Source organism: Paraflavisolibacter caeni (assembly GCF_025628885.1).
GTDB lineage: Bacteria > Bacteroidota > Bacteroidia > Chitinophagales > Chitinophagaceae > Flavisolibacter > Flavisolibacter caeni.
The window spans coordinates 210,693-233,790 of record NZ_JAOTIF010000002.1 but is presented as its reverse complement, the minus strand read 5'-3'; the positions used below and the strand labels follow the sequence as shown (position 1 = coordinate 233,790).

The window sequence follows — 23,098 nt, the reverse complement described above, 5'->3', positions numbered from 1 at the left end:
CTGAAACATTTCCTTACTTAAATCTACTCTAAAAAAACTGCAAACATCATTCCTCGACCCAACATTTTTAAGAAACGGTCAAACTCTTAATAATTCTTATCCATCATCCTCAATTCTTATTCAGGCCAGTCTCTCCATCATGGTTAGACCTTTCTCTTCACCATCGTCAAAATTGTAGCCAACGCCACATATTCTCCTGTTTCATCCGTTATCTCTACCAGCCATTTTACAATACCCTTCGGAATATCTGACTCATCTTTAGTATCCTGGGGTAGTTTTTCTTTTACGGTCAGACGAACGCCAATTGTCGACCCTGCGTAAACAGGCTTCATAAAGCGACATTCTTCCAACCCATAATTTAGTAACACGGGACCTTTTCGGGCATCTACAAACAGTCCTGCAGCTGCGCTTAAGATGAAATATCCATGAGCCACGGGCTTTTCAAATGGTGTTCCCTGGAGAGATGTATGATCAGTATGCGCATAAAAATGATCCCAGCTAATATTGGCAAAGTTTACAATATCTGCCTCGGTAACCGTTCTTTTATGGGTAAGGAGCGAATCACCAATTTCCAGTTCTTCAAAGTATTTTCTGAATGGATGCTTCTCCTCTTCTGTTGTTTTTGCCTTTGGCTGATAGCTCCTTGTAATCGCTGTAATGGATGTCGGAGAGCCCTGTATAGCCACCCTTTGCATGTAATGCTTTACGCCACGTACGCCGCCCATCTCCTCTCCGCCTCCTGCCCTGCCGGGCCCACCATGTACCAACATAGGCAAAGGAGAACCATGTCCCGTACTTTCTTTAGCGCACTCCTCATTCAACACCAATATACGGCCGTGGTGTGTAGCAGCTCCCACAACAAATTGGGTAGCTAGTTGATCATTGGCAGTCACCATGGTACAGCACAATGACCCCTTACCTTTTTTGGCCAATAGTATAGCTTCGTCGAGGTTTTTATATGGCATGATGGTACTCACAGGTCCAAAACATTCCACCTCGTGTACGCTTTCTGTACTAAAAGGAGTCTCATTCAATAACAATATAGGAGAAAGGAATGCCCCCTTTTGAGGATCGGCATCAATGACCTCCACGCTATCCAGCGAACCATAAGCTATCTGGGAAGCAGCGAGCAGCTTTTGTATATGCTCCTTCACTTCATCCCTTTGTCCTTTTCCAGCAAGGGCTCCCATTCGTACGCTTTCATTCAATGGATTTCCAATAATTGTTTGAGCTAATGACTTACTAAGAGCAACACAGGCATCTTCCAGCAAATGCTCCGGAACAAAAATGCGGCGGATGGCGGTACACTTTTGACCGGCTTTTACTGTGATTTCTTTTCTCACTTCTTTGATGAAAATGTCCCACTCGGGCTTACCAGGAATAGCATCCTCTCCTAATACAATGCAGTTCAGGGAGTCTGCTTCCATATTAAAGGGAACGCTTTCCTCCATTATTCTTTTATGGCCTTTCAGTATCAGCCCGGTAGATTTAGAGCCGGTAAATGTGATCACGTCCTGGCCGGTCACATGATCCAGCAAATCACCGGCGCTGCCGCAAACGAGCTGCAAGGCGCCTTCGGGTAAAATGCCCGAAGCAATGATTTCTTTTACAACGACTTCTGCCAGATAAGAAGTAATGGTTGCAGGCTTCACCACGGCAGGCATACCTGCCAACCAGTTAACAGCACATTTTTCCAGCATACCCCAAACCGGGAAGTTGTAGGCATTAATATGAATGGCTACACCTTCCTTGGGTACCATTATATGATGGCCCATAAAAGTGCCGCCCTTGCTCAGTCCGATAGGTTCACCGTCGGTGCAGTAGGGAAGGTCTGGAAATTTCCGGCGCAGTGAAGCATTGCTGAACAAGTTGCCTATTCCTCCTTCAATATCAATCCAGCTATCGGCCTTTGTTGCCCCGGTATGATAACTTACCTGGTAAAACTTTTCTTTTTTAGCCATTAAGTGTAAAGCAAGGGCTTTCAGCATCCTGCCACGCTCATGAAAACTAAGTTTACGTAAAGCAGGATTACCTACAGAGCGGCCATATGCTAAAACAGAGTCAAAATCAAGCCCTTTTGTGCTAGCTGAAGCAATGGGCTCTCCGGTAACCGCATCAAAAAGTAGCTGCCCATCCCCCTCTCCGCTTATCCAATGCCCGGTTACATAACTCTGAAGTTTGCCCCCAGCCAAGCCCCCTGTCCCCCTAAAGGGGGAACTTAGGTTGAACTGTCCTTCATTGATCATAAAAAGCTTTTAGAAATAATTTCGATTATAAGTTAGCAATTCTTCTGCATAAAGACTACTTCCCTTAGGGGAAGGCTAACAGGAGCACCTCTTAAATGGTAGGACTGCAACGTAATCTGCTCCGCCTTAGGCTGAACCGGGAGCTTGCATGGGAGTGTATATCACGCCGAACTGCTTCAAATGGTGCAAGGAGTGTTTATACAGTAACTGCAGATTCATCTCAAAATTTAAATCACCAAAAATAGGATTGCGGGTAGAGAGGTTTTCATTAGCCTCAAAAACAGCGAAGAAATGATCGATTTCTTTTTGTAATTCCTGGAAGGCTTCTTCAATACCAGGAAATACAACCGGAACCGGATCCTGAGGTAACATAGGATTCAAGGTATTTTCCCGGAAAGGTTTATCGCTCATTAAAAAATCCTGCATCCTGGGCAGCTTTTCCGAAGGTGTCAGGATATGTTGAAATTCAGCGCGGCCCGACGCAATGCGGAACGTATCAATCAAATGTTCAATCATTTGTTGAAGCGTCATTTTGCCCCACTGGGGATGTGTGTCAGAAGGGATATCGCTTAAATACAGAACAAGTTTGTTCTTGAGGAAGTCGGTCTTTTCGTTATTCATATGGAAAATGGGTGATAAAAATGAGTAATGAGTGATCAATGATGGGTATTCACTTCTAAGTTCGGAGTTCTTAGCCTAAGAACCTAATGCCAGTATAACTTAAAAGTATCTCCATCAATCATCACTCATTCCTCATCTGCATTCAGAAAACTATCGGACCGTTTTCGGCTGATTCGTCATTCAAATCAGGCTTCCTGCTGTGCAGTCATTTCAGCCTCAATGCTTTGACAAATAGCCTGGAAGATATCATCAATAGTACCTTCGCCCTTAATGCTTACAAACTTGTCCAATTTTTTATAGTGGTCTGCAACAGGCTCTGTTTCATTTTTATAAACGGCAAAACGCTTGCGGATGATTGCTTCGTCGGTATCATCGCTTCTGCCTGAAGTTTCACCACGTTTCAACAGACGTTTTACCAATTCTTCTTCGGTAACTTCCAAAGCAATTACTTTGCTGATGCTGGTTTTGCGCAGGGACAGCAACTTATCGAGTGCTACTGCCTGAGCTGCAGTACGAGGGAAACCGTCAAACAAAAAGCCTTTCGCATCGGCATTTTGTTGCAAGCAGGTATCAATCATACCAATCACTACTTCATCGGGAACCAGCTGGCCTTTATCTATAAAACTCTTCGCCTCCAGGCCCAAAGGAGTTTTTGTTGCAATCTCATGACGCAGCAAATTGCCCGTGGAAAGATGAACGAGGCCATATTTCTCTACAATCTTATCCGATTGTGTGCCCTTGCCACTTCCCGGAGGGCCAAATAATATTAAATTAAACATAATGCTAAACTGAACAGCAAATATAAGAAAGTCCAATAGACGAGAGTTGGTAAAGTACTGAAGTCTAAAAAGATAGGCTGCCCCGCCAATTACAAATAATTGGGTTGATCCTTAACAAATCATGCAAATCTACGGTTCGCCCGGTTTCGTAATTTTGATAAAGCCATTTTATGAAACGATCCATAGTTTTCCTGTTACTGGCATTCCTGTTGCAATCGTGCAGTTATTCTCAAAGTTCTAAACCTAAAAAAATGGAGTCTACCAATAAAAACAACCCCGTTTATTCCAACACAGATTCTTCGCAAGTAAACCTTTCGGAGGACGAGTGGAAGAAGATTTTGCCCGAAGATGTCTATAACATTGCCCGCATGAAAGGCACAGAAAGGCCCTGGAGCAGTAAGTTTGAAGGGTCTAAAGAGAAGGGCACTTATTACTGTGCTGCCTGTGGCAATCCTCTGTTCATCAGCGATACGAAGTTTGAAAGTGGATGCGGCTGGCCTTCATTCTATCAGCCTATAAGCAAAAGCAGCATCATTTATGCTCCTGATCACACACATGGCATGAGTCGCACTGAAGTGATGTGCGGCCGCTGCAAGGCACACCTGGGTCATGTATTCGATGATGGCCCACCGCCAACAGGTTTGCGTTATTGCATTAATGGCGTTATACTTGATTTTAAGAAAGCCAAAGAGGCAGAAGAAAAGTATAACCGCTGATATGGACAATAAATTAATAGGATTACCAAACACTGATAATTCAGACTAAATTTTCTGACGCCAACAATACCTGCCAGGCTTCATAAACTTTGCCCTCGTTTAAAAGCCTGGCAGCATAACTGTGAATTTCTTTTTCCATCTCAGTAGGATCGACAGAAAAATATTGTATGATACTCTTTAGCTGCTCATCATCATATGAAGGCTCTACTACCGGAAGTTCGTTTACATTAGCCAATTGCCCCAGGTGATTACCGGTTAGTATCTTACTCAATCGTATACTCTCAGGCAAAGCATCAACGCCAATTCCTAACTGGGTATTTGGTTTCGGCACTTTAAAAAGATTCTCTGGCGATACACGGCAATACCAATCGCCACCTAACCGTGCCACATGTTCCAGTTTTCTTTGATCTACCTTTTTGTCAGCATCTAAAAGGGAATCATCCATATGCAGACAAAGCACTTCACATATTACCAAATTACCAGCTCCCCCTTCTTCGCCTAACGGTTTTATCTCCAGTACTTTGCACTCCAATTTTACTTTGCTTTCCTTTACCATCGGTGGTCTTACCAAAACCGCAGGTTCCCTTGTAAAACCGGCTTTTGCAAACTCATCTATATCTTTTGGGAATTCACAGCTGGCTAAAGAGGTTTGCTGAACCATGTCGTAAGTCACAATATTGACAACAACTTCAGGAACCTCCAGCACATTTTGCAGTGTATGCTTTGTGGTATTGTCACGCACTCTCCGGGATGGTGAAAAGATAACAATAGGTGGCTGAGAAGAAAACATATTAAAAAAGCTAAAGGGACTCAGGTTCACCGCTCCGTTCTTGTCTATAGTAGATGCAAAGCATATAGGGCGAGGCGCCACCACATGTTGCAAATAATATTGCTTTTCAACGGTTTTAAGATCATTAAGATGGAATAGCATAGTCAAATATTTTTCTTCCTTCCTAAGATACTCCAATCAGTATCTTCAGCAACAACAGTATTGTTCAATATACCAATTCCTTCAATTTCCATTTCTACTACGTCGCCATTTTTAAGCCATTGTTCTTCATAATCAGGATTATTGAACTTACCGGTACCATTCAACTCTAAAAAGCACCCCTTACCTACTGTACCACTGCCAATAATATCACCTGGAAAAAGGTCCACCCCGTAAGAAGCTCGTTCAATGATCTCCGCAAAGGTCCAGTCCATATCTCCAAGGTTTCCCTCACTTACTTGTATGCCATTCACCTTACAAGTCATTTTTAGGTTCCAGTTGGTGCCTATATGACCTTCTTTGGGATCTATGGCAAACTGCTCTAATTCATCCAATGTCACCAGGTAAGGGCCGAAGGATGTAGCAAAGTCCTTTCCTTTTGCAGGTCCCAGGTTGAGCAGCATTTCTTCCATTTGCAAACCTCGTGCACTCCAATCATTCATGACCATCAATCCGCCAATATATTCACCAGCATCTTCTGCTTTTATATTACGACCATGTTTACAGATAACAATGGCAGCTTCCAACTCAAAGTCTAGTTTTTCAAAATGGTCAGGCATACAGCTGATTTCACCAGGCCCTGTAATGGAGTGGTGATTGGTAAAATAAAATATGGGGTATTGGTCAAATTGGGGTATCATCTCTGCTTTACGGTTCCTTCTTGCTGCAGCGACGTGCTGCCGGAAAGCATAACCATCCCTGCAGGAAGGAGGGAATGGTACAGGCGCCAGCAAATGCACAGATTGTAATGGTATGCCCTTCTCCCGGCTGATCCTTCCACTTTTAATCAATTCAATACCTGCTTGCGCCACAGGAACGAAATCTTCCCAATAATTTAAAAACAAACCCATACTGTTGGGCAGGTCAGGATGCAACACGTCCATGCTGAAGATAGTATCGTCAACCAATACGCCTAGATGATCTTGTTCATCTCTTATAAAAGAAACCAGTTTCATAATACTTTGTTTGATGTATCCAACCAAGTTAATCATTAATGTGTTGCCATTATTACCATAAACACATGATGGCATCAAACAGGATTCAATACACGTAAAATGAATAGCCCCCTGTTGAAATTCTTTTTGCATTTCCTCATCAACGATTCTTGTAATTTTGTCTAGGCTAACTTTTGAATCTATGAAGTTTGAAAAAATTCACAACAAAGGCCAGGCTAGGCTATTCAGGAGCCCTTACCTCGAAATGCTTACAAAGGCACATCCCTTGGTTATCTGGGGCATGTACCTTCCAATTGTTATTGGTTTTCCATACCTCGCTTCTGCCCGCTTTGAACTTGGTGCCGGCAGAATTGCATTGTTTTTCTTTTTAGGCATGTTCTTCTGGACATTCTTTGAATACATTATGCACCGCTGGATCTTCCACATGATTGCAGAGAGTGAAAGAGCCCAGAAGTTTATATATATCATGCATGGCAATCACCACCACTATCCTCGTGACCGTGAACGTCTTTTTATGCCACCATTGCCAAGCATCCTCCTTGCTTCTGCCATTTTTGGCCTTATGTTCCTTCCTATGGGAGTAAATGCTTTTGCCTTTTTCCCAGGCTTTTTATTGGGCTATTTGATGTATGGTTCTATGCACTACGCAATTCATGCCTGGAACCCGCCATTCAAATGGATGAAGCCCCTTTGGCGCAATCACCACCTGCACCACTACAAAGATGAACACAAAGGCTTTGGTGTAAGCTCAACCATTTGGGATCATGTTTTCGGGACCATGTTTGATCTTAGAAAAGAAAAAGAAGATAAAGAAAAAGTAAATGAGCTGATGTATAAGTAAGATTCATATTCTTTTACTTCATATTTCTAACTTCGCAGTTCGTACTCTGAAGTACTTCAATTTTATATGGGTCAAAAAAAGCTGATACGTTTTGCTGAGCTAGAGACATTTTCAAACGTTTTACAATATCCTGAAGACATGGCCGGAAAGTGGCATCTTTTCTTCAGGAATAATCACGCCATTGTTTTGGAACTTGCATGCGGCAAGGGCGAGTATGCTTTGGGACTGGCACAAATGCACCCTGAAAAAAATCATATTGGTGTTGACTTAAAAGGCAACCGGCTTTGGGTTGGCGCAAAAAAGGCTAACCAGAATGGGTTGCAGAATGTAGCCTTCCTGCGTATACAGATTGACGGTATCAACGAATACTTTGACAGGGATGAAGTAGATGAAATCTGGATCACTTTTCCTGACCCTCAACTTCGTATTTCAAAATCTAAAAAGCGATTAACGCACCCTAAGTTTTTGCGGATGTACCAGCATCTTCTAAAAAAAGGAGGGAAGATCCATTTGAAAACAGACAGTCCTGATCTCTACTGGTTTACCAAAAAGGTAATCAATCTTTACCACTGTACACTGCATGAAGATTCTGAGAATGTTTATGCCCAGGATTATATCAAACCTGAGCTGCAGATCAAAACATACTACGAATCGCTCGATATAGCCCAGAGTAACCGCATTCATTACTTATGCTTTTCTCTTCCAGAGAAAATTGCAGGGAAAGAGATCGATGCACTATTGCATGAAGAACTAAAAAACGAAGCTGCGAACGGTCTGAATGACGAATTAGTTTAGATCGAAGGAGTTTATTGTTATTGAGTTTCTAAAGATGGAACATAAGACAGAAGAAATATATTATTACCAAAATGAGCGTGGATTGTTGGTATTTACTGAGGCTTATCATAAAAAGCGTGGGTTTTGCTGCGGATGCGGATGTTTACATTGTCCATTTGATTATGAAGCAGTAAAAGAACCCAGACGCTCTGAACTAAAAGCCAAGAGAATAACGAGTAATTCGAATGACGAATAATTGGAAGATGTTTGACCATATCTGATTCACTAAATAATAGTTTGTAATTCAAGACAATCGCTATTCAATATTTGATCACTCAAAACATGCCATTAAAGAAATCTTCAGATAAAATCAGTCGTGTAAAGCCTTCTGGCTTAAAGGATGATTCTTTTTTTGACCTTGTCTTTGAAATTGTAAGACAAGTACCCAAGGGCAGGGTCACTTCCTATGGCGCAATAGCAGCCGCTTTAGGCACCAGATCATCTGCACGCATGGTAGGTTGGGCTATGAATAGCTCGCACCATGTAAGCCCAACGGTGCCTGCACACCGGGTTGTAAATCGAAAAGGATTACTTTCTGGTAAAATGCACTTCGCCTATCCTGAGCAAATGCAGGAACTTTTAGAAAAAGAAGGCGTAAAAATAATTGATGACCAGGTGCAGGACTTTGAAAAATTGTTCTGGGATCCGGTTAAAGAACTTGGTCTATAATCCTCCTCTCACCTGGCATCGATGAACTATGACTACTCTCATCCCTCTCCCGCCCCAGAAACTATCCATTCTTACAGATTATTGTTTATAGATCTTAAACACTTGTTCTTTTCCTCCACTTACAACTTTCAGCATATAAATACCTTGGGCAGTCGTACCTGCAGACAGATCAACCAACAACTTTTCTGCATAACCACTGCCCCTGATTTGGTAAGTTTTGACTAACCGTCCAATACCATCTATCAATTGCACCGTTGCTTCATCTGTTCTTTCCATCTGGTAAACAAAATAAAACTTACCATCCCTTGAAGGATTGGGATAAACAATCCAATTATTCGTATCAGCAAACCTCAGCGATTTTACATCAGAATAAGTAAAAGTTCCATCTTTATCGATTATTTTCAACCGGTAATATCTAATACCTGACTTTGGAAACTCCTGATCGGTAAATGCGTACTGCCTTTGCTGTGATATATTCCCCAAACTTGCAACCTGTCCAATCTTTTCAAAACCATTTTGTTGTCCACTGCCATTTCCATTTGCCACCTCAATTTCATACCGATCAACATTTGATTCCTCACCAACAGTCCAGTAAATGACCGCATCACTCCGCCCCTCTTTGCGCACAGCAAAGCTTACTAACCTAACTGGCAGCGCTATATCACCGCCCATATTTTCACTACTAAACCAAAATTCTGAGAAGTTTTTAATTTTCAATTCTGTATAATATCCTTTATCATAAGGCACTATAACAACCTTATTTTTTGGATAGAAAGACCAAAGTCCTTTCTTATTATCATCAACAGTACCGTTTTCATAAACAGCACTATCATGGTACTTTGAAATCCCCAGACTATAAGCATCTGCAGGCTTGGAGCAACTGCAGCCTGTTGCATTGAGTAAAGCATCAACTTCTTTATCAAGGATGTATAAGCGGACTGTTACGGAATCCTGCAGATCTGTATTAGTTGGATTGATCGTAAAACTTCTGTCAAGATAATATTGGTTATTCAGATGACGAACGTTATCCGTATTAATATACACTTTCACATCTGTAGCAGCCAGGCTCTGGCTATTTGGTTGGATAGAAGCGACCAGCTTGCCCCCGCTTACAAAATGCATCCATCCGTTTCCGCCATTGATTGTTTGTGTAATGGGCACAGAAAGAGTCTCCCCATCATATATAGCATTTACCTTATCATATAGATGGATATCATCGATAGCAATGCCCTCCCTGGTCACTAACTCATCAGTATTTAAAACAAACCGTATACGTAAACTATTCAAACCAGTCGGTAATGGTATGGTAGCTACATGCCAGCGAGTCTTGTTTTCAACGCTCCAGTAAAAACCATTTTCATACCAGTTAAAAGCATCACTATTCATCAGTCGATTCCAATTCATACCATCTACAGAATATTCCACCCACGCAGCATCGCATACTGTTGATCCACAGTTTTCTAAATCAAGGGCAACACTAAAACTTAATGTTGGATTCTGCATGCCACTTACATTGAAACAAGGAGAATAGAGGTAAGACCACTCCCAGTTGTTATAGGTACCAGTCAAGTTGGTCTTCCAGGCCTGAGAGCCGCTGGCAGCACTGCTCACTTGTGGAGACGCCGGATGCCCATACGCCCATGAATTATTATCGCCTTCAGAATACCAACCTCCATTATCTTTTTCAAAGTTTTCCAAGTAAGGGAATGATGTAATCAATGGCAGTTTGCGTACCGTAATAACAGCGGTATCATTCAGCCTGTAATTATCGGTGGCCACATCTGCGATTACCCTGATGTTATAATTACCAGGCTCAGGCAGGTTCAGGCCATTTACAAATGCGTAGGAAAACGTTGTATTACCGGCTACTGAAGGGATCGTTTCAGTTACCCAACTGCCATTATTAACAGAATACCTGACCGGAATATTCGTGATGACTTGATTAGTGGTATTGCGAAGAGTAATTCTCAAAGGCACAGAAGCATCAATGTCACAATGAACCGTATTTGGAGTATCTATACTTACCAGTTGAATATCGTCTTGTGCCTGGTAAATATAGAAATCATCAAAAGAGTATCCATCATTTCCAGTGCCATCGATGGTGGCGCTCTGCCCTTCCTGTCCCCACTTTATCTGAAAAGCGGAAGAAACATTCTGACCGTATTTCAGCAGGGAATCGCCAAACTCGATATTACTTGCCAGACCAAATTGATTGAAGAACTTGTTTGAGTTTATATTTAGATCATAGACTTCTATCCAGGTAGAAGTATCACTTTGCCGCACCCACACTTTATTGTTTGCGTACTCATCCTGCCCATGGCTGAGTACACGGAAACCAAACCTGAGTTCGTGCTGCTTCACATCATAAGCAGATAAGTTGAACGTTCCAATCAATGAATTAACGTTTGAAGGAGTAACCAGGCGATAAGCATCCAGGTTAATAGCTTTTGTTCCTGACGAGGCAAACTCTGAAATAGAGGTGCGAAGTCGTCCATAAGGTGTTGATGCCACCAGGTCGTACCGGTCAAGTCCTTTGAGACCCATAGCTGAATCAATATAGGTTTCGGGCAGGGCTGATTCCAGGTTATCTGTAAAAGGCAGTTCAATAGGCTGATTATCCAGATATTTTATTTCCTTTCTCAAGGTATCATTGTTGGCGTTGTTGTCACTGCCAGTTGCCTTGACAACTGCTATTACCTGGTAAGTGCCCAAAGCAGAAAGATCAGCTGGAACTGAAAAAGTATGCGTGTATTCACTCGATGGCGCAATGGATTGGGTCACATGTTCTGGCGTCCAGGTACTACCTCCATCTATAGAATACTTTACTGTAAAATCATTTACGGCTTCATTATCCAGGTTTTTGATTTGCACTTTCACTTGTGTAGCACTACTCAATGCAGATGATGTAAATTTTCTTCCTGAAACAGGGCTTACAATTGCCTGAAGTGCGAGGTCGAGATCTGAAATAGAACCGTCACAGGCTCCGCTATCTGGCTTACGCCATACAGCAACTGCCCTTCTACCTGTTTTCCCATTGATCCGAGCCCTTACACTTACCCAGTAAATGCTGTCTTTGGATAAACCATTGAATGTATAAGTAGTTGAAGGCGTAAAAGCCATAGACACCATTTCATCCCCCTTTAGCATCATCACTTCATAATCAGTAGCATTGGCAACGGCTGTCCAATTGATATTAAAGTATCCTTCACATTGAACTGAAGACAATGAAACAACAGGTACGCCAATAATACTAAAAGCGCCCGAGGATGCACTTTGACCGGAGCTTTCTTTGGTAACCTTTACCAAAGCTTTGTCCGTAACAGTGGCCGGCACTAGCCAGTTATAAAAGCGGCTTCCTTGAGGTAGTCCACTAACAACTCTTGTCCAGGTAGCACCGTTATCTATTGAATAATCTAAAGAAAAGGTACTGGTGGCATCACCAAATGCATCCCAACTAATCCTGGTGTTTTCGCCCGGTACCAATCCCTCCCCACCTGCCGGGTAGGTTACCGCAACAGAATTGGGAATCACATCATATACGACAAAGAATTCCTGCATTGGATTTTGACCGATCTCCGTTCCCGTCACACGGATTGTATAGGTCCCTGATTGCGGGTTATCTACGGAAACCTGTTCTATGTTATTCATATGATCAGGGCCTGTGGTAGCAACAGCTGTAATGCCGGCTGCGGACGTATCGAGTATTTTAGGAAATAAAATTTGTGATGCCGGAGATCCCACTTGCAAGTCCAGGTCATTCACTAAAGTTTTGGCACTGAGTGCAGATGCAGCCGGGTCATGCCAGTAAAGCATCACCTTCAGTTGGGCAGTATTTGCCGGTATAGAAACCGTAAACTGCTTTACCCCCGTGTTGGCAACACTATCATCAATGAAGCGATTTTGTTCCAGCATATCCACGCTTCGAAGGAGGTTCATAGATCCAAAACCGTAACTAAAGTCGGGCCCACTGTTGCCCCTATCTGAAGCACCATTACAGATCAGAGCCTTCATCAGTCCACTTTTGGGATCAGCATTACCATGCAACTGCCGGTAACGCTGGTACAACAATGCCAAACCGCCTGTGACTCCGGGCGCTGACATACTGGTGCCACTCAAACCTGCATACGTATTGTTGGGGAAAGTAGAAACTACCCCATTGCCAAAGGCTGCAATCTCCGGCTTTATACGGCCATCCCTAACCGGGCCTTTACTTGAGGCCCCGTATATATTTTCATTGGCATCCAGGTTACCAACAGAAATAACATTCTTGGCTGACTGGTAACCGCCTAAAACTGTTCTAAATCCTGCAGGAGCAGGGGAACAGGTGAGGGATCCACTGTTTCCTGCAGCAAACACGTGTTGCAAATGGGGATAATCTATCATTTGCTGGTCTAAGATGCGGGAATTCAAATCATAAGTACCTGTATAATTGCAACCCAGCACATTGCCATAAGAGTTATTAGTGGTCACCATACCATACTGCTTTACATAGGTAGGTGTATAATAGATAATATTAGAAAAAGCTTGGTAAATCACTGTTGCCTTTGAAGCATACCCCCGGTACAACTCATTTAAATTACCTGCTCCTGCTACTGTACCAGTCACATGTATACTATGAAGTGTTTGATCACTACTGGATGAAGTATGGTCTATGATACGACCTGACAAATCAATATGAGAAAGCGTATTCGCATTATCACCAACGCCAATCACAACCCCTTCTCCATTCAGTCCTCTGCCATTATTGGCAACAGATGCATTCAGAACATTGGCTCTTGAAAAAGAACGGGTAATAAAGTTTAAAGGTTCATCTTTTGGGGGGGCTGGCTGTATGTATTCTATAAAAGGAAGTTCAGCTAATTCACTTAAACGAGAGGCTGCAACTTTCAGGCTAAGAACCCTGTAAGCATCCAACTCGCCGGAAGTCACTTCAAAATTCAGTGCTTTTAACTGGCGGATCACGTCATCAGCAGTAAAACTCTTCGGAAAGCTGACCCAAACCGCTTTATTGCCTTTGGCCGCAGGTCTCATGCTTTCCTCGGCCAATGTAGCAAACATCTTGTATTGAGCTACCGGCTCCAGTACGGCTCTTGCTCTTACTTTTTTTAGTAGAGCAGGATTCAATTTTCCTTTAACGGTAACAGTGTAGGTATTTTTGGGTATATATTCCAACAATGTAATGCCTTGAGCTGCAAGTATCTTTTTTGTTTCCTCTGTGGGTAAGTCTTCAAATTGAATGAGCGCAAAAATCTTTTGACCAAACCGGGCAGCCTTTTGGTTGATCTTTTCCACATTGGCAGCTGTAATATTTGACGCTACAGCAAGTTTTCCTGCTCTCAGTTGTATGGTAAAGTCCTGCCTTTGAGCAAAAACAAAACCATAAAGAAATAAAAAGAGAATTATAAGTGAAAATGATTTCATACTGCACCATTAATGCAACCTGACAGAGTACGGATGCGGCATGAAAATATAAATATTATGCCTGGGTTCATAGCACTTCACAATAAGAATAATAATATTCATTAATAATACTTATTGTTAATAGCAAAAAACTAAGGCAAGTACAAGATATTTAAAACCGCAAAGGCTTAAAAAATTTCTATAGAAGTATATAGACCTTATTAATTATTGAGTGTAACCATCCTTTTTTGGCTCACTTCGTTGTGCATACGCTTCAAGAAATCGTATAATTCCTGCATGCTTTTAACGGGTTCGGCTATCAGTAGAAACAACTTACCTACCTGCTTCAGTCTTGCTTTATTCGTACCGGTTTGTAGGTAACCCAAAATAGCATGGAAAGTTTCTGATTCAAAAAACGGCGAGTCTGGTCTATTGATGAAATAACAACGGAGGGTATCTTCTTTCAGGGACATTTTCTCAAACCCCAGGTCTATGGCCAACTTACGGCACTGCACGGTAACAAACAGGTCCTTCACCTGGGAAGGCAAAGCCCCAAAACGATCGTGCAGTTCGTGCTCCATTTCTTTCAATTCTTCATCTGTATCACAGTTGTCCAGGCGGGAATACAAAGAAAGGCGCTCTGTAATATTTTCTACATAACTATCAGGAATCAAAATTTCAAGGTCAGTGTCTATGGTACAATCCTGAACGTAATCATCCTGCTTTGAAATTTCCTCCTTGAATAGTTCTTTAAAGTCGGAACGCTTTAGCTCACGGATAGCTTCATTTAGAACCTTCTGATACATCTCAAAGCCAATTTCGGCCATGAAGCCACTTTGCTCACCACCCAACAAGTTACCGGCGCCACGAATGTCCAGGTCACGCATAGCGATCTGGAAACCGCTGCCCAGTTCGCTGTGCTGCTCCAGGGTTTGCAGGCGTTTGCGGGAATCGTTAGGCAATGTACTCATGGGCGGAGCCACGAGGTAACAGAAAGCCTTTTTATTGCTGCGTCCTACACGCCCCCTCAACTGGTGCAGATCACTCAGACCAAATTGGTGGGCATTGTTCACAATAATTGTATTCACATTCGGGATGTCCACGCCACTTTCTACGATGTTGGTACAAACCAGCACATCATATTTCTTATCGATAAAGTCCAGGATATGCTCTTCCAGTTCATGGCCTTCCATTTGACCGTGGGCAAGGCCTACGCTCAGGTCGGGACATAAGCCGCGAATGATGGCCGTCATTTCGCCTAACCCCTGAACGCGGTTATGAATAAAGAATACCTGTCCTCCGCGTTCCGTTTCGAAGTAAATAGCATCTCGCACAAAATCTTCATTATACACCCTAACCTCAGTTTGAATGGGCTGACGGTTAGGAGGCGGGGTGTTCATGATGGAAAGGTCCCTGGCGCCCATCAAACTAAACTGCAAGGTCCGGGGAATTGGCGTAGCCGTCAGGGTCAATGCATCAATATTGGTGCGCAGGGTTTTGATCTTCTCCTTGTGCGCCACGCCAAACTTCTGCTCTTCATCAATTACCAGCAGACCAAGATCTTTAAACTTTACTTCTTTACCCAAAAGTGCATGCGTACCTACAATAATATCGATCTTACCTTCTTCCAGCTTTTTATAAGTTTCCTTTTTGTCCTTGGCAGACTTGAAGCGGTTGACATAATCTACCGTTACCGGGAAGTCCTTCAGACGTTCGCTAAAAGTTTTATAGTGCTGGAAGGCCAAGATCGTTGTAGGCACCAGTACAGCAGCCTGCTTGCCGTCGGTTACTGCTTTAAAAGCCGCCCGAACAGCAATCTCAGTTTTACCAAAGCCAACATCACCACAAACCAGGCGGTCCATAGGTGAAGGAGACTCCATATCTTTCTTTACATCGGCAGTAGCCTTGCTTTGATCTGGCGTGTCTTCGTATATGAATGATGCCTCAAGCTCCGTTTGCAGGTAGGTATCCGGAGCATACTGAAATCCTTGCTCTGCTTTTCTTTGGGCATACAGCTTGATCAGGTCGAAGGCGATTTCCTTCACCTTAGTCTTGGTCTTCTCTTTCAGTTTCGTCCAGGCATCTGAACCTAACTTATTCACTTTCGGGACAGAGCCTTCCTTGCCTGTGTATTTGGCAATCTTGTGCAGCGAGTTGATGTTGACATACAGAATATCGCTGTCTTTATAAATAATACGGACCGCCTCTTGCAGCTTTCCGTTTACTTCAATCTTTTGCAGTCCACTGTACACCCCTACACCGTGATCGATATGCGTCACATAATCACCGGGTTGCAATTCCCGCAAAGCACGGAGGGTTAATGCTTTGTTCTTATTGTATGCCTGCTTGACCTTGTATTTGTGATAACGCTGGAAAATCTGGTGGTCAGTGTAGCAAACCACTTTCAGGTCTTCATCAATAAAACCCTCATGAATGGCAGTTGCTACCGGGTTAAAATGGATTTCTTCTTTCAGGTCGGTGAAGATGGTATATAGCCGTTCCAGTTGCTTAGGATTTTCCGCAAACAGGTTCAACTGAAAGCCCCTGCTCTCCCACCCTTTCAGGTCTTTCATCAACATGTCGAACTGGCGGTTGAAGGCGGGTTGTTCTTTTGTATTGAATTCTATTTCAAAAAGCTGATGGCTGTTTGCAGATTGATGCCCGAATTGAACAGTATGCTTTTGCTGCAGTAGCTTTTCAAAGTCGCTGGCTGTTATGAATTCATCAAGGGAAACATATTTCTTTACCAGTTTTTCATCTTCTTCTTCCTCCTGCTCTTTGCCTTTTCCCTTGCCTTTCGGCCCCTGATCTTTAGCCTTTGATGCCAACATTTCCAGAAACAACTGCAGATCCTCTTCACTGGTCAGCAGCTTTTCAATAGTCAATTCCTGGTCTTGAATCCAAAAGACAGTATTCTCTGGCAAAAACTCCAGCAAAGAAACTTTATCCTCGTCTTCAAACTGCGTGTCGACGTTGGGAATTATGCTTACCTGTAACAGGCGACGTTCACTAAGCTGTGTCTCAGGATCGATAATACGTATTGAGTCAACATCATTACCGAACAATTCTATACGGTAAGGCTTTTCATTACCAAAAGAGTAAATATCAAGAATGCCACCACGAACAGCAAACTGACCGGGTTCATAAACAAAATCGGTGCGTTCAAAGCCAAAGTTTACTAGCTTTTCAAACAACTCGTCAGTGTCCAGGACATCATTGGTTTTGATGCTGATAATATTGCTGGAAATGGCTTTGGGAATCACCACCTTTTCAAAAAGAGCTTCGGGATAGGTTACCAACGCCCCCACACGGTTACCTGTGCCCGCAGAAAACTTTGTCAGCGCTTCTGTTCGCAACATAACGTGAGAAGAGTTGAGCAAACGATAGTTCTTCCTGTTCTTAAAGGAAGAAGGAAAATATAATATATTGAGGGCTTCTGTCAGGTTCTCCAACGTATTGTGGAAATAGGCTGCTTCTTCTTCATCATTACATACAAACACATGGTTCAACTGACTGCATGCAGGATGAAGAAATATAGCTGCTGCTACAAACTGTGAGGCACTTCCACGAAGGTTTTTTGCTGCAATATGTTGGGGTTGGGCAAAAGTAAGTCTGTCCGCCAGGTTAAAAAGGCAGCGTGAATTTTTCCAAATCTCTAATAACTCCACCGGCTTCATTCGAACGGCAAATATAAGGAGGGATTGGGGGATTTCGGGACTGAGAGATTTGAAGTTTGGAGTTTGGAGTTGGAAGTTGGGGAGCAAAACTTGGAAGGTGGGGGTTGGTTTTGTACCTTTAGGCACAGCTCCACCTAACTCCGTTCAGGGCTTTCAGGGCGTTCTGCCTGTAGGCTGTTTTCCCCTTATTTATGGGCATTTGCTCAATTCAGATCGAAGCATAGTCGAAAGATGGTCGAAGGATGATCGAAGTAGCCTAGCCTTAAGTACGGCTATGGTACGGCTTAGGTATGCCTATGGTACGGCTCAAGTACGGAGTTAGTATGGTTCAGATATAAGTAAAGGGGGAATGGAGGGATGCTGTTGGAATACTCTAGCCCTACTTTAAGTATACTGAAGGTATACTGATGGTATACTGAAGCAACGAAGGATGCATACATCAATTATTAATCATATAACTTACTTTTAAGTACTTTAAATGGTTAGTACTTTTACTGTTCAATTAACCTTCATGAAACTTAAGTTGCTGGCTCTCCGTTTGTTTTTGGCACTTTCCATTAGCTCAACATTTTTGTTATACCGCCCGCTTCATGAAAGAGGCAAAATTTCAGTTTCGGACTTTACGATAGCATCAGAGGATGACGAAGAGTCTGAAGAAGAAAAGGAGGAAGCAGAAAAAGCAGACTATACGGCTGAAAGATGGATGCATGAATTCGAGATGCTACGCAACCCGATAACCGGGAAAATTCCAGAAGACTACCGCCAGAAGGAATTGGAAGCAGCAAGTAAAATCCCGTCCCGCATAAAAGTACATAACCCATGGATGACTGATATTTTAGGGACTGAGGATGTAACAGTACTGAATAACTATAACAGTATTGGTCCCAACAACATAGCCGGGCGCAGCCGTACACTTGCCTTTGACCGCCGCAACCCCAACATTATGATCTCAGGCGGAACTACCGGCGGTATTTTCCGCAGCGTAGACGGTGGTTCTTCCTGGACGTTTGTATCACCTGAAAATGATATCCGCAGCGTTAATACAATTGTACAAAGCCCTACCGAACCAGATACCTGGTATTGCGGTTCGGGTGAAGTATTTTACCCAACCAGCGCCGCCGATATTGCCGGAACTTTTGGCTTTGGGGTATTTAAAAGCTCAGATAACGGAGTAACCTGGTCGAAGTTAAATACAACAGCAACCGGCAACCAAAACCGGTTTGATCTTCCCTTTGACCTGGTGCACCGGTTGGCCGTTCATCCGAAAACAGGACATATTTATGCCGCTATACACAACCGGATCGTACGTTCGGTCAATGGTGGACAAAGCTGGCAGACAGTTCTATCGTCCAGTAGTGGTAACCGGGCATTGGGAGGTCTTACCGAGATTGTTATCCCTTCCGATGGCTCGAGGATCTATGCCGCTTTCACAGGGGAAAATGCAGACAGGAAAATAGCAGGCGTTTGGGAGTCAGCAACTGGCGATTCATTAACTGCAAACAATAACGCATGGATAAGAATTGCCGGGGGGCAATCAGGACAGCCAGATTCAGTTGGTGGCTGGCAGCCATATGGCAAATGGGGCCGTATTGTTATGAACATGAACGGTAACAACAACCAACTTTTTGTTCTGTATAAAAATGGTAAAGATGCTGAAGAAGGAACACCTGAAGCCGATTTGTTCAGGGCTAACATCACTTTGGGCAGTACAGACATTTTTGCATGGACCAACCTAAGCGACTATGTACCAGATGAACCCAACTACGAGGAGTCTGGTATCGATCCTTATACAACACAGTTCAACGGGTTTAATATGTCGATTGCAGCCAAGCCTGACAATGATAACATCTTGTTTATTGGAGGCACTAACGTTCACCGGGTGCACTTGAATGAGACCAACCCTGCCAGAAAATTCAGAAGAATCGGAGGCTATGCCAGGGGATTTTTTTCTACAGGTTTCTTTTACCCCGATCATCATCCTGACATTCACGGCATATATTATGCGCCGGGCAATAACAGCACTTTATATACGGCTGATGACGGAGGGATTCATAAAAGCAGAACTACAGACATAGCAGACACGGTGCGATGGACACCACATGTCGCAGAATTGCAAACCATGCAATATCAATTTGTAAACCTCATACCAGATACAGCCTTTAACTGGATGATCGGCGGTGCACAGGATAATGGTACGACGTACAACCTTGATTTCCCAGAGCGCAGCCATAAATCAATTGGCTCAGGGGATGGTGCAGCCTGTGCCATGAGTAATTTTTCCAAAAATGGAAACACATGGACGCAACAATGGTATTTTTCTACCTCTAATGGCAATATTAGCCGTAGCACTTTTACATGGAAGTATAATACTTCAACTAATAAACTTGACTTTGTTAATAATGATCTAAGTGATATCACACCGAGTGGCTTCAGCGGATCAGGGCAATGGCTTACGTTATTTTTAAACGACCCGGATTCATCTGAACATCTATATTATACCAATAGAAACAAGCTTTTCAGAACGAAGAATGCGCCCTCTGTTACAAACAATGTTACTACTACGGTTACTCCATCCAGCTGGACAGAAATGACTGGCATAGGCACGTCTGTACCATCAGGTCACGACTTTTCGTCCATAGCCATCAGTAAGTTGCCACATCGATCCAAATACTTGTTCCTTGGCACCAACCAAGGGCGTGTTTATCGCCTGGACAGTGCTCATAAAGCAGCATCAACACAGCTCCCCATCGACATCACTCCTTCTCAAATGATCAACAAAAGCTATGTTTCAGGCATCGCGGTCAACCCAAGAAACCCCGATTCTGTTTTAGTGGTAGTTTCCAATTATGATGATGCCAACAATAATATTCCCAATATATTTTTCACAGAAAATGCAACCACTGACCACCCTACCTGGCGTGTCCTGGATGGGGCTTTGGCACCTCTTTCCTCGCAAAGTTGTGCCATCGTTGTCAAAACAACCGGCGTTGAATTTTATGTAGGTACATCAGTAGGACTTTATAGCACCACCGCACCTAATGGCAACAATACACAATGGTTAAAAGAAGGCAGCGGTATGATGAAAACGGCCATCATCCGCTCCCTGGTCAACCGGCCAGAAGACAATAGTTTTTTGATCGGGACACATGGTAATGGAGCCTTTTTGGCAGACATTGGCAATTCTGTTTCATACACTAGTGATATTCCCGAGCCTCCAAGGAATGGCAATGACTTTATTGTCTCCCTGCACCCTACTCAAACTACCAACATAGTCCGGTACAGGGTGGGTATTTTGCCGGTCACAAAAATCACTGTACAGCTATTTAGTGTTAATGGGCAGGAAGTATACAGGGAGGACCGGGCCTACCAAAATAATATCATTGATATGGCCAGGTATGCAGCAGGGGTGTATATAGTGCGGATTATCAGTTCGGATGGGAAGGAAAAGTTTGTGCAAAGGGTAGTGAAGAGATGAGGAGAATGAAGAATTTGGGGAGGATGTACGGATAGAAAATATTTTAACAGGAAGGGACTTATCTTTTTTGCATGGCGCACGTCTATATATCATGAACTATGTATTGGTGATGCTTCTTCTTTTATTGCAGCTGGCTGGCTATGCGCAGAAAGACAGCATCACTTTATATGCCTATGAACAAAAAGTTATTCCGGGCATAGCTCCTGCCCGCGATGTGGAAGAGGGAGGAACAGTTGTGAGGAAAGCGACTGAGCCAGAGGTGCAATACTATATTTTTATCGCAGTCCCCCCTGGCATTACAAGACATCCAACATCGCTTTGGATAAAAGGGAAACAGTTTGGAGTTAAAGCCAAGGAAACGGCGACACCGGTTGAACGGCTGATCACGAATGACTCAGTCATCATTCTTGTACCCCGAATAGAAGGAAAAGTTTTACAGTTGATTCCTGTACAAACATCACCAACCCAAAATCAAGAGGGCGCAGAATTAGCGAAACAAAATGAGCTTGTAGTAGTGTATCAAGCAAATGGACGGATTCATTACCAGGCCCAGGAAAGAATTACAACCCTAGACCCAGTGCAGTTACAGTAATCAGTCGGAAATCTTTATAACCTGGTTTTCAGTACCGGAATGATCTCGTCTTTCCAGCTCTTGAAATCACCTTGCAGGATGTGTTTTCTTGCTTCTTTTACCAACCATAGGTAGAAGGCCAGGTTTTGAAGTGATGCAATCGTGAGCCCGAGAATCTCCCCAGCTTTAAACAGATGGCGCACGTAAGCTTTATTATAATAGTGGCCTACTTCAGAATCCAGGCCATCATCTATAGGAGAAAAATCTGTTTCCCACTTTTTATTGTCAATATTGATAATACCTTTTGTTGTGAACAGCATGGCATTGCGGCCGTTGCGGGTTGGCATTACACAATCAAACATGTCGATACCTAATCCAATACACTCCAATATATTCCAGGGCGTGCCCACTCCCATCAGGTAGCGGGGTTTATTCTGAGGCAGGTTTTCGCAACAGAGTTGGCAGATCTCATACATTACCGGCTCCGGTTCGCCTACACTTAAGCCGCCGATGGCATTTCCGGTAGCCCCTTTGGAAGCAATATATTCGCATGATTCCTTACGCAGGTCGTGGTAAACAGCGCCCTGCACAATAGGAAAGAGGTTTTGTGTATGCCCCCATTTATCGGGAGTTGCGTTGAAATGAGTGAAACAGCGGTCCAGCCAACGATGGGTCAACTTCATTGAATCCAAAGCATATTTGTAAGTACTGTTGGCCGGAGGGCATTCATCGAAGGCCATCATGATGTCGGCGCCAATGTTGCGCTCAATGTCCATCACTTTCTCTGGGGTAAACAGGTGCTTGCTGCCATCGATGTGACTTTGAAACATCACCCCTTCCTCATTGATCTTCCGGTTGGCCGCCAGTGAAAACACCTGGAAGCCGCCACTGTCGGTAAGAATTGGTCTATCCCAGTTCATGAAGCGGTGCAGTCCGCCTGCAGCTTGCATTGTTTCCATACCGGGCCGCAGGTATAAATGGTAGGTATTGCCAAGGATGATCTGGGCATTGACATCCTGCTTCAATTGATGCTGCGAAACGGCTTTTACACTGCCAATGGTACCGACTGGCATAAAAATAGGCGTTTCGATCACGCCATGGTCTGTTGTAATTTTTCCTGCACGGGCTGCACTACCACTATCTGTTTTTAATAATTCGAACGCTAAAGCTGGCATAAGGGGCGCAAGATACGAATTGAAGCATAGGCATGAATACAGGAAAACAAATAGGGTCATATCTATAGGTTTACTCTATTTAGCCGTTTGATGGGCGGTATTTGCCGAACTTCTGTACTTGTAACTTTCTTCGTATTATCTTCGCCTCCG

The 23,098-nt window shown here is 43.3% G+C and carries 15 protein-coding genes; 7 read left to right on the top strand and 8 right to left on the bottom strand.

The genetic code is table 11. From position 1 onward, the window contains the following. Positions 1-143: 143 nt before the first annotated feature. From paaZ to OCK74_RS05080, 3 genes are all read right to left on the bottom strand, one after another. The gene (paaZ, locus tag OCK74_RS05090; protein WP_279295925.1) at positions 144-2,246 is read right to left on the bottom strand and encodes a phenylacetic acid degradation bifunctional protein PaaZ; all 2,103 of its coding nucleotides are present in this window, start codon (positions 2,244-2,246) and stop codon (positions 144-146) included. A gap of 126 nt (positions 2,247-2,372) precedes the next feature. Further along, the gene (locus OCK74_RS05085; RefSeq protein WP_279295924.1) at positions 2,373-2,867 is read right to left on the bottom strand and encodes a DinB family protein; all 495 of its coding nucleotides are present in this window, start codon (positions 2,865-2,867) and stop codon (positions 2,373-2,375) included. A gap of 185 nt (positions 2,868-3,052) precedes the next feature. After that, a complete protein-coding gene (locus OCK74_RS05080) occupies positions 3,053-3,646 on the bottom strand; it encodes an adenylate kinase (protein WP_279295923.1) in 594 nt (197 codons plus the stop codon). Between the two features lie 170 nt (positions 3,647-3,816). Between OCK74_RS05080 and msrB the strand changes: the two genes are divergently transcribed. Further along, entirely contained in the window at positions 3,817-4,362 is a 546-nt protein-coding gene (gene msrB, locus OCK74_RS05075) for a peptide-methionine (R)-S-oxide reductase MsrB (protein ID WP_279295922.1), read from the top strand. Positions 4,363-4,402: 40 nt separating this feature from the next. On the opposite strand, the gene OCK74_RS05070 is transcribed toward msrB, so the two are convergent. Continuing rightward, entirely contained in the window at positions 4,403-5,293 is an 891-nt protein-coding gene (locus OCK74_RS05070) for a flavin reductase family protein (RefSeq protein ID WP_279295921.1), read from the bottom strand. A 2-nt stretch (positions 5,294-5,295) separates the two neighbouring features. After that, positions 5,296-6,306 carry a fumarylacetoacetate hydrolase family protein gene (locus OCK74_RS05065; RefSeq protein WP_279295920.1) on the bottom strand — a complete coding sequence of 337 codons (1,011 nt, stop codon included), beginning with the start codon at positions 6,304-6,306 and terminating at the stop codon, positions 5,296-5,298. Between the two features lie 181 nt (positions 6,307-6,487). On the opposite strand from OCK74_RS05065, the gene OCK74_RS05060 reads away from it, so the two are divergent. The 4 genes from OCK74_RS05060 (at position 6,488) to OCK74_RS05045 (ending at position 8,650) form a co-directional block, all read left to right on the top strand. After that, positions 6,488-7,147, top strand: a complete 660-nt coding sequence (locus OCK74_RS05060) for a sterol desaturase family protein (protein ID WP_279295919.1) — start codon at positions 6,488-6,490, stop codon at positions 7,145-7,147. A 66-nt stretch (positions 7,148-7,213) separates the two neighbouring features. Further along, the gene (gene trmB / locus OCK74_RS05055; protein WP_279295918.1) at positions 7,214-7,942 is read left to right on the top strand and encodes a tRNA (guanosine(46)-N7)-methyltransferase TrmB; all 729 of its coding nucleotides are present in this window, start codon (positions 7,214-7,216) and stop codon (positions 7,940-7,942) included. Between the two features lie 34 nt (positions 7,943-7,976). Continuing rightward, complete coding sequence (locus tag OCK74_RS05050) at positions 7,977-8,177, top strand: DUF5522 domain-containing protein (protein ID WP_279295917.1); 201 nt, start codon at positions 7,977-7,979, stop codon at positions 8,175-8,177. A gap of 86 nt (positions 8,178-8,263) precedes the next feature. Continuing rightward, on the top strand, positions 8,264-8,650 hold the full coding sequence (locus OCK74_RS05045) for an MGMT family protein (protein ID WP_279295916.1): 387 nt from the start codon (positions 8,264-8,266) through the stop codon (positions 8,648-8,650). Between the two features lie 78 nt (positions 8,651-8,728). Here OCK74_RS05045 and OCK74_RS05040 read toward each other — a convergent pair whose 3' ends face one another. Continuing rightward, positions 8,729-14,071: a S8 family serine peptidase gene (locus OCK74_RS05040; RefSeq protein WP_279295915.1), complete on the bottom strand. Its 5,343-nt coding sequence runs from the start codon at positions 14,069-14,071 to the stop codon at positions 8,729-8,731. 200 nt (positions 14,072-14,271) lie between these two features. Continuing rightward, entirely contained in the window at positions 14,272-17,727 is a 3,456-nt protein-coding gene (gene mfd / locus OCK74_RS05035) for a transcription-repair coupling factor (RefSeq protein ID WP_279295914.1), read from the bottom strand. Positions 17,728-18,238: 511 nt separating this feature from the next. Here mfd and OCK74_RS05030 point away from each other — a divergent pair. Beyond that, on the top strand, positions 18,239-21,202 hold the full coding sequence (locus OCK74_RS05030) for a T9SS type A sorting domain-containing protein (protein ID WP_279295913.1): 2,964 nt from the start codon (positions 18,239-18,241) through the stop codon (positions 21,200-21,202). Between the two features lie 91 nt (positions 21,203-21,293). Further along, a complete protein-coding gene (locus OCK74_RS05025; RefSeq protein ID WP_279295912.1) occupies positions 21,294-21,794 on the top strand; it encodes a hypothetical protein in 501 nt (166 codons plus the stop codon). 14 nt (positions 21,795-21,808) lie between these two features. On the opposite strand, the gene tgt is transcribed toward OCK74_RS05025, so the two are convergent. Beyond that, on the bottom strand, positions 21,809-23,008 hold the full coding sequence (gene tgt, locus OCK74_RS05020; RefSeq protein ID WP_279295911.1) for a tRNA guanosine(34) transglycosylase Tgt: 1,200 nt from the start codon (positions 23,006-23,008) through the stop codon (positions 21,809-21,811). Positions 23,009-23,098: the final 90 nt, after the last annotated feature.

Excerpts from the sequence above, each read along its gene's own strand:
- paaZ (WP_279295925.1), bottom strand. The coding sequence starts at position 2,246 with ATGATCAATGAAGGACAGTTCAACCTAAGTTCCCCCTTTAGGGGGACA.
- OCK74_RS05085 (WP_279295924.1), bottom strand. The coding sequence starts at position 2,867 with ATGAATAACGAAAAGACCGACTTCCTCAAGAACAAACTTGTTCTGTAT.
- OCK74_RS05080 (WP_279295923.1), bottom strand. The coding sequence starts at position 3,646 with ATGTTTAATTTAATATTATTTGGCCCTCCGGGAAGTGGCAAGGGCACA.
- msrB (WP_279295922.1), top strand. The coding sequence starts at position 3,817 with ATGAAACGATCCATAGTTTTCCTGTTACTGGCATTCCTGTTGCAATCG.
- OCK74_RS05070 (WP_279295921.1), bottom strand. The coding sequence starts at position 5,293 with ATGCTATTCCATCTTAATGATCTTAAAACCGTTGAAAAGCAATATTAT.
- OCK74_RS05065 (WP_279295920.1), bottom strand. The coding sequence starts at position 6,306 with ATGAAACTGGTTTCTTTTATAAGAGATGAACAAGATCATCTAGGCGTA.
- OCK74_RS05060 (WP_279295919.1), top strand. The coding sequence starts at position 6,488 with ATGAAGTTTGAAAAAATTCACAACAAAGGCCAGGCTAGGCTATTCAGG.
- trmB (WP_279295918.1), top strand. The coding sequence starts at position 7,214 with ATGGGTCAAAAAAAGCTGATACGTTTTGCTGAGCTAGAGACATTTTCA.
- OCK74_RS05050 (WP_279295917.1), top strand. The coding sequence starts at position 7,977 with ATGGAACATAAGACAGAAGAAATATATTATTACCAAAATGAGCGTGGA.
- OCK74_RS05045 (WP_279295916.1), top strand. The coding sequence starts at position 8,264 with ATGCCATTAAAGAAATCTTCAGATAAAATCAGTCGTGTAAAGCCTTCT.
- OCK74_RS05040 (WP_279295915.1), bottom strand. The coding sequence starts at position 14,071 with ATGAAATCATTTTCACTTATAATTCTCTTTTTATTTCTTTATGGTTTT.
- mfd (WP_279295914.1), bottom strand. The coding sequence starts at position 17,727 with ATGAAGCCGGTGGAGTTATTAGAGATTTGGAAAAATTCACGCTGCCTT.
- OCK74_RS05030 (WP_279295913.1), top strand. The coding sequence starts at position 18,239 with ATGAAACTTAAGTTGCTGGCTCTCCGTTTGTTTTTGGCACTTTCCATT.
- OCK74_RS05025 (WP_279295912.1), top strand. The coding sequence starts at position 21,294 with ATGAACTATGTATTGGTGATGCTTCTTCTTTTATTGCAGCTGGCTGGC.
- tgt (WP_279295911.1), bottom strand. The coding sequence starts at position 23,008 with ATGACCCTATTTGTTTTCCTGTATTCATGCCTATGCTTCAATTCGTAT.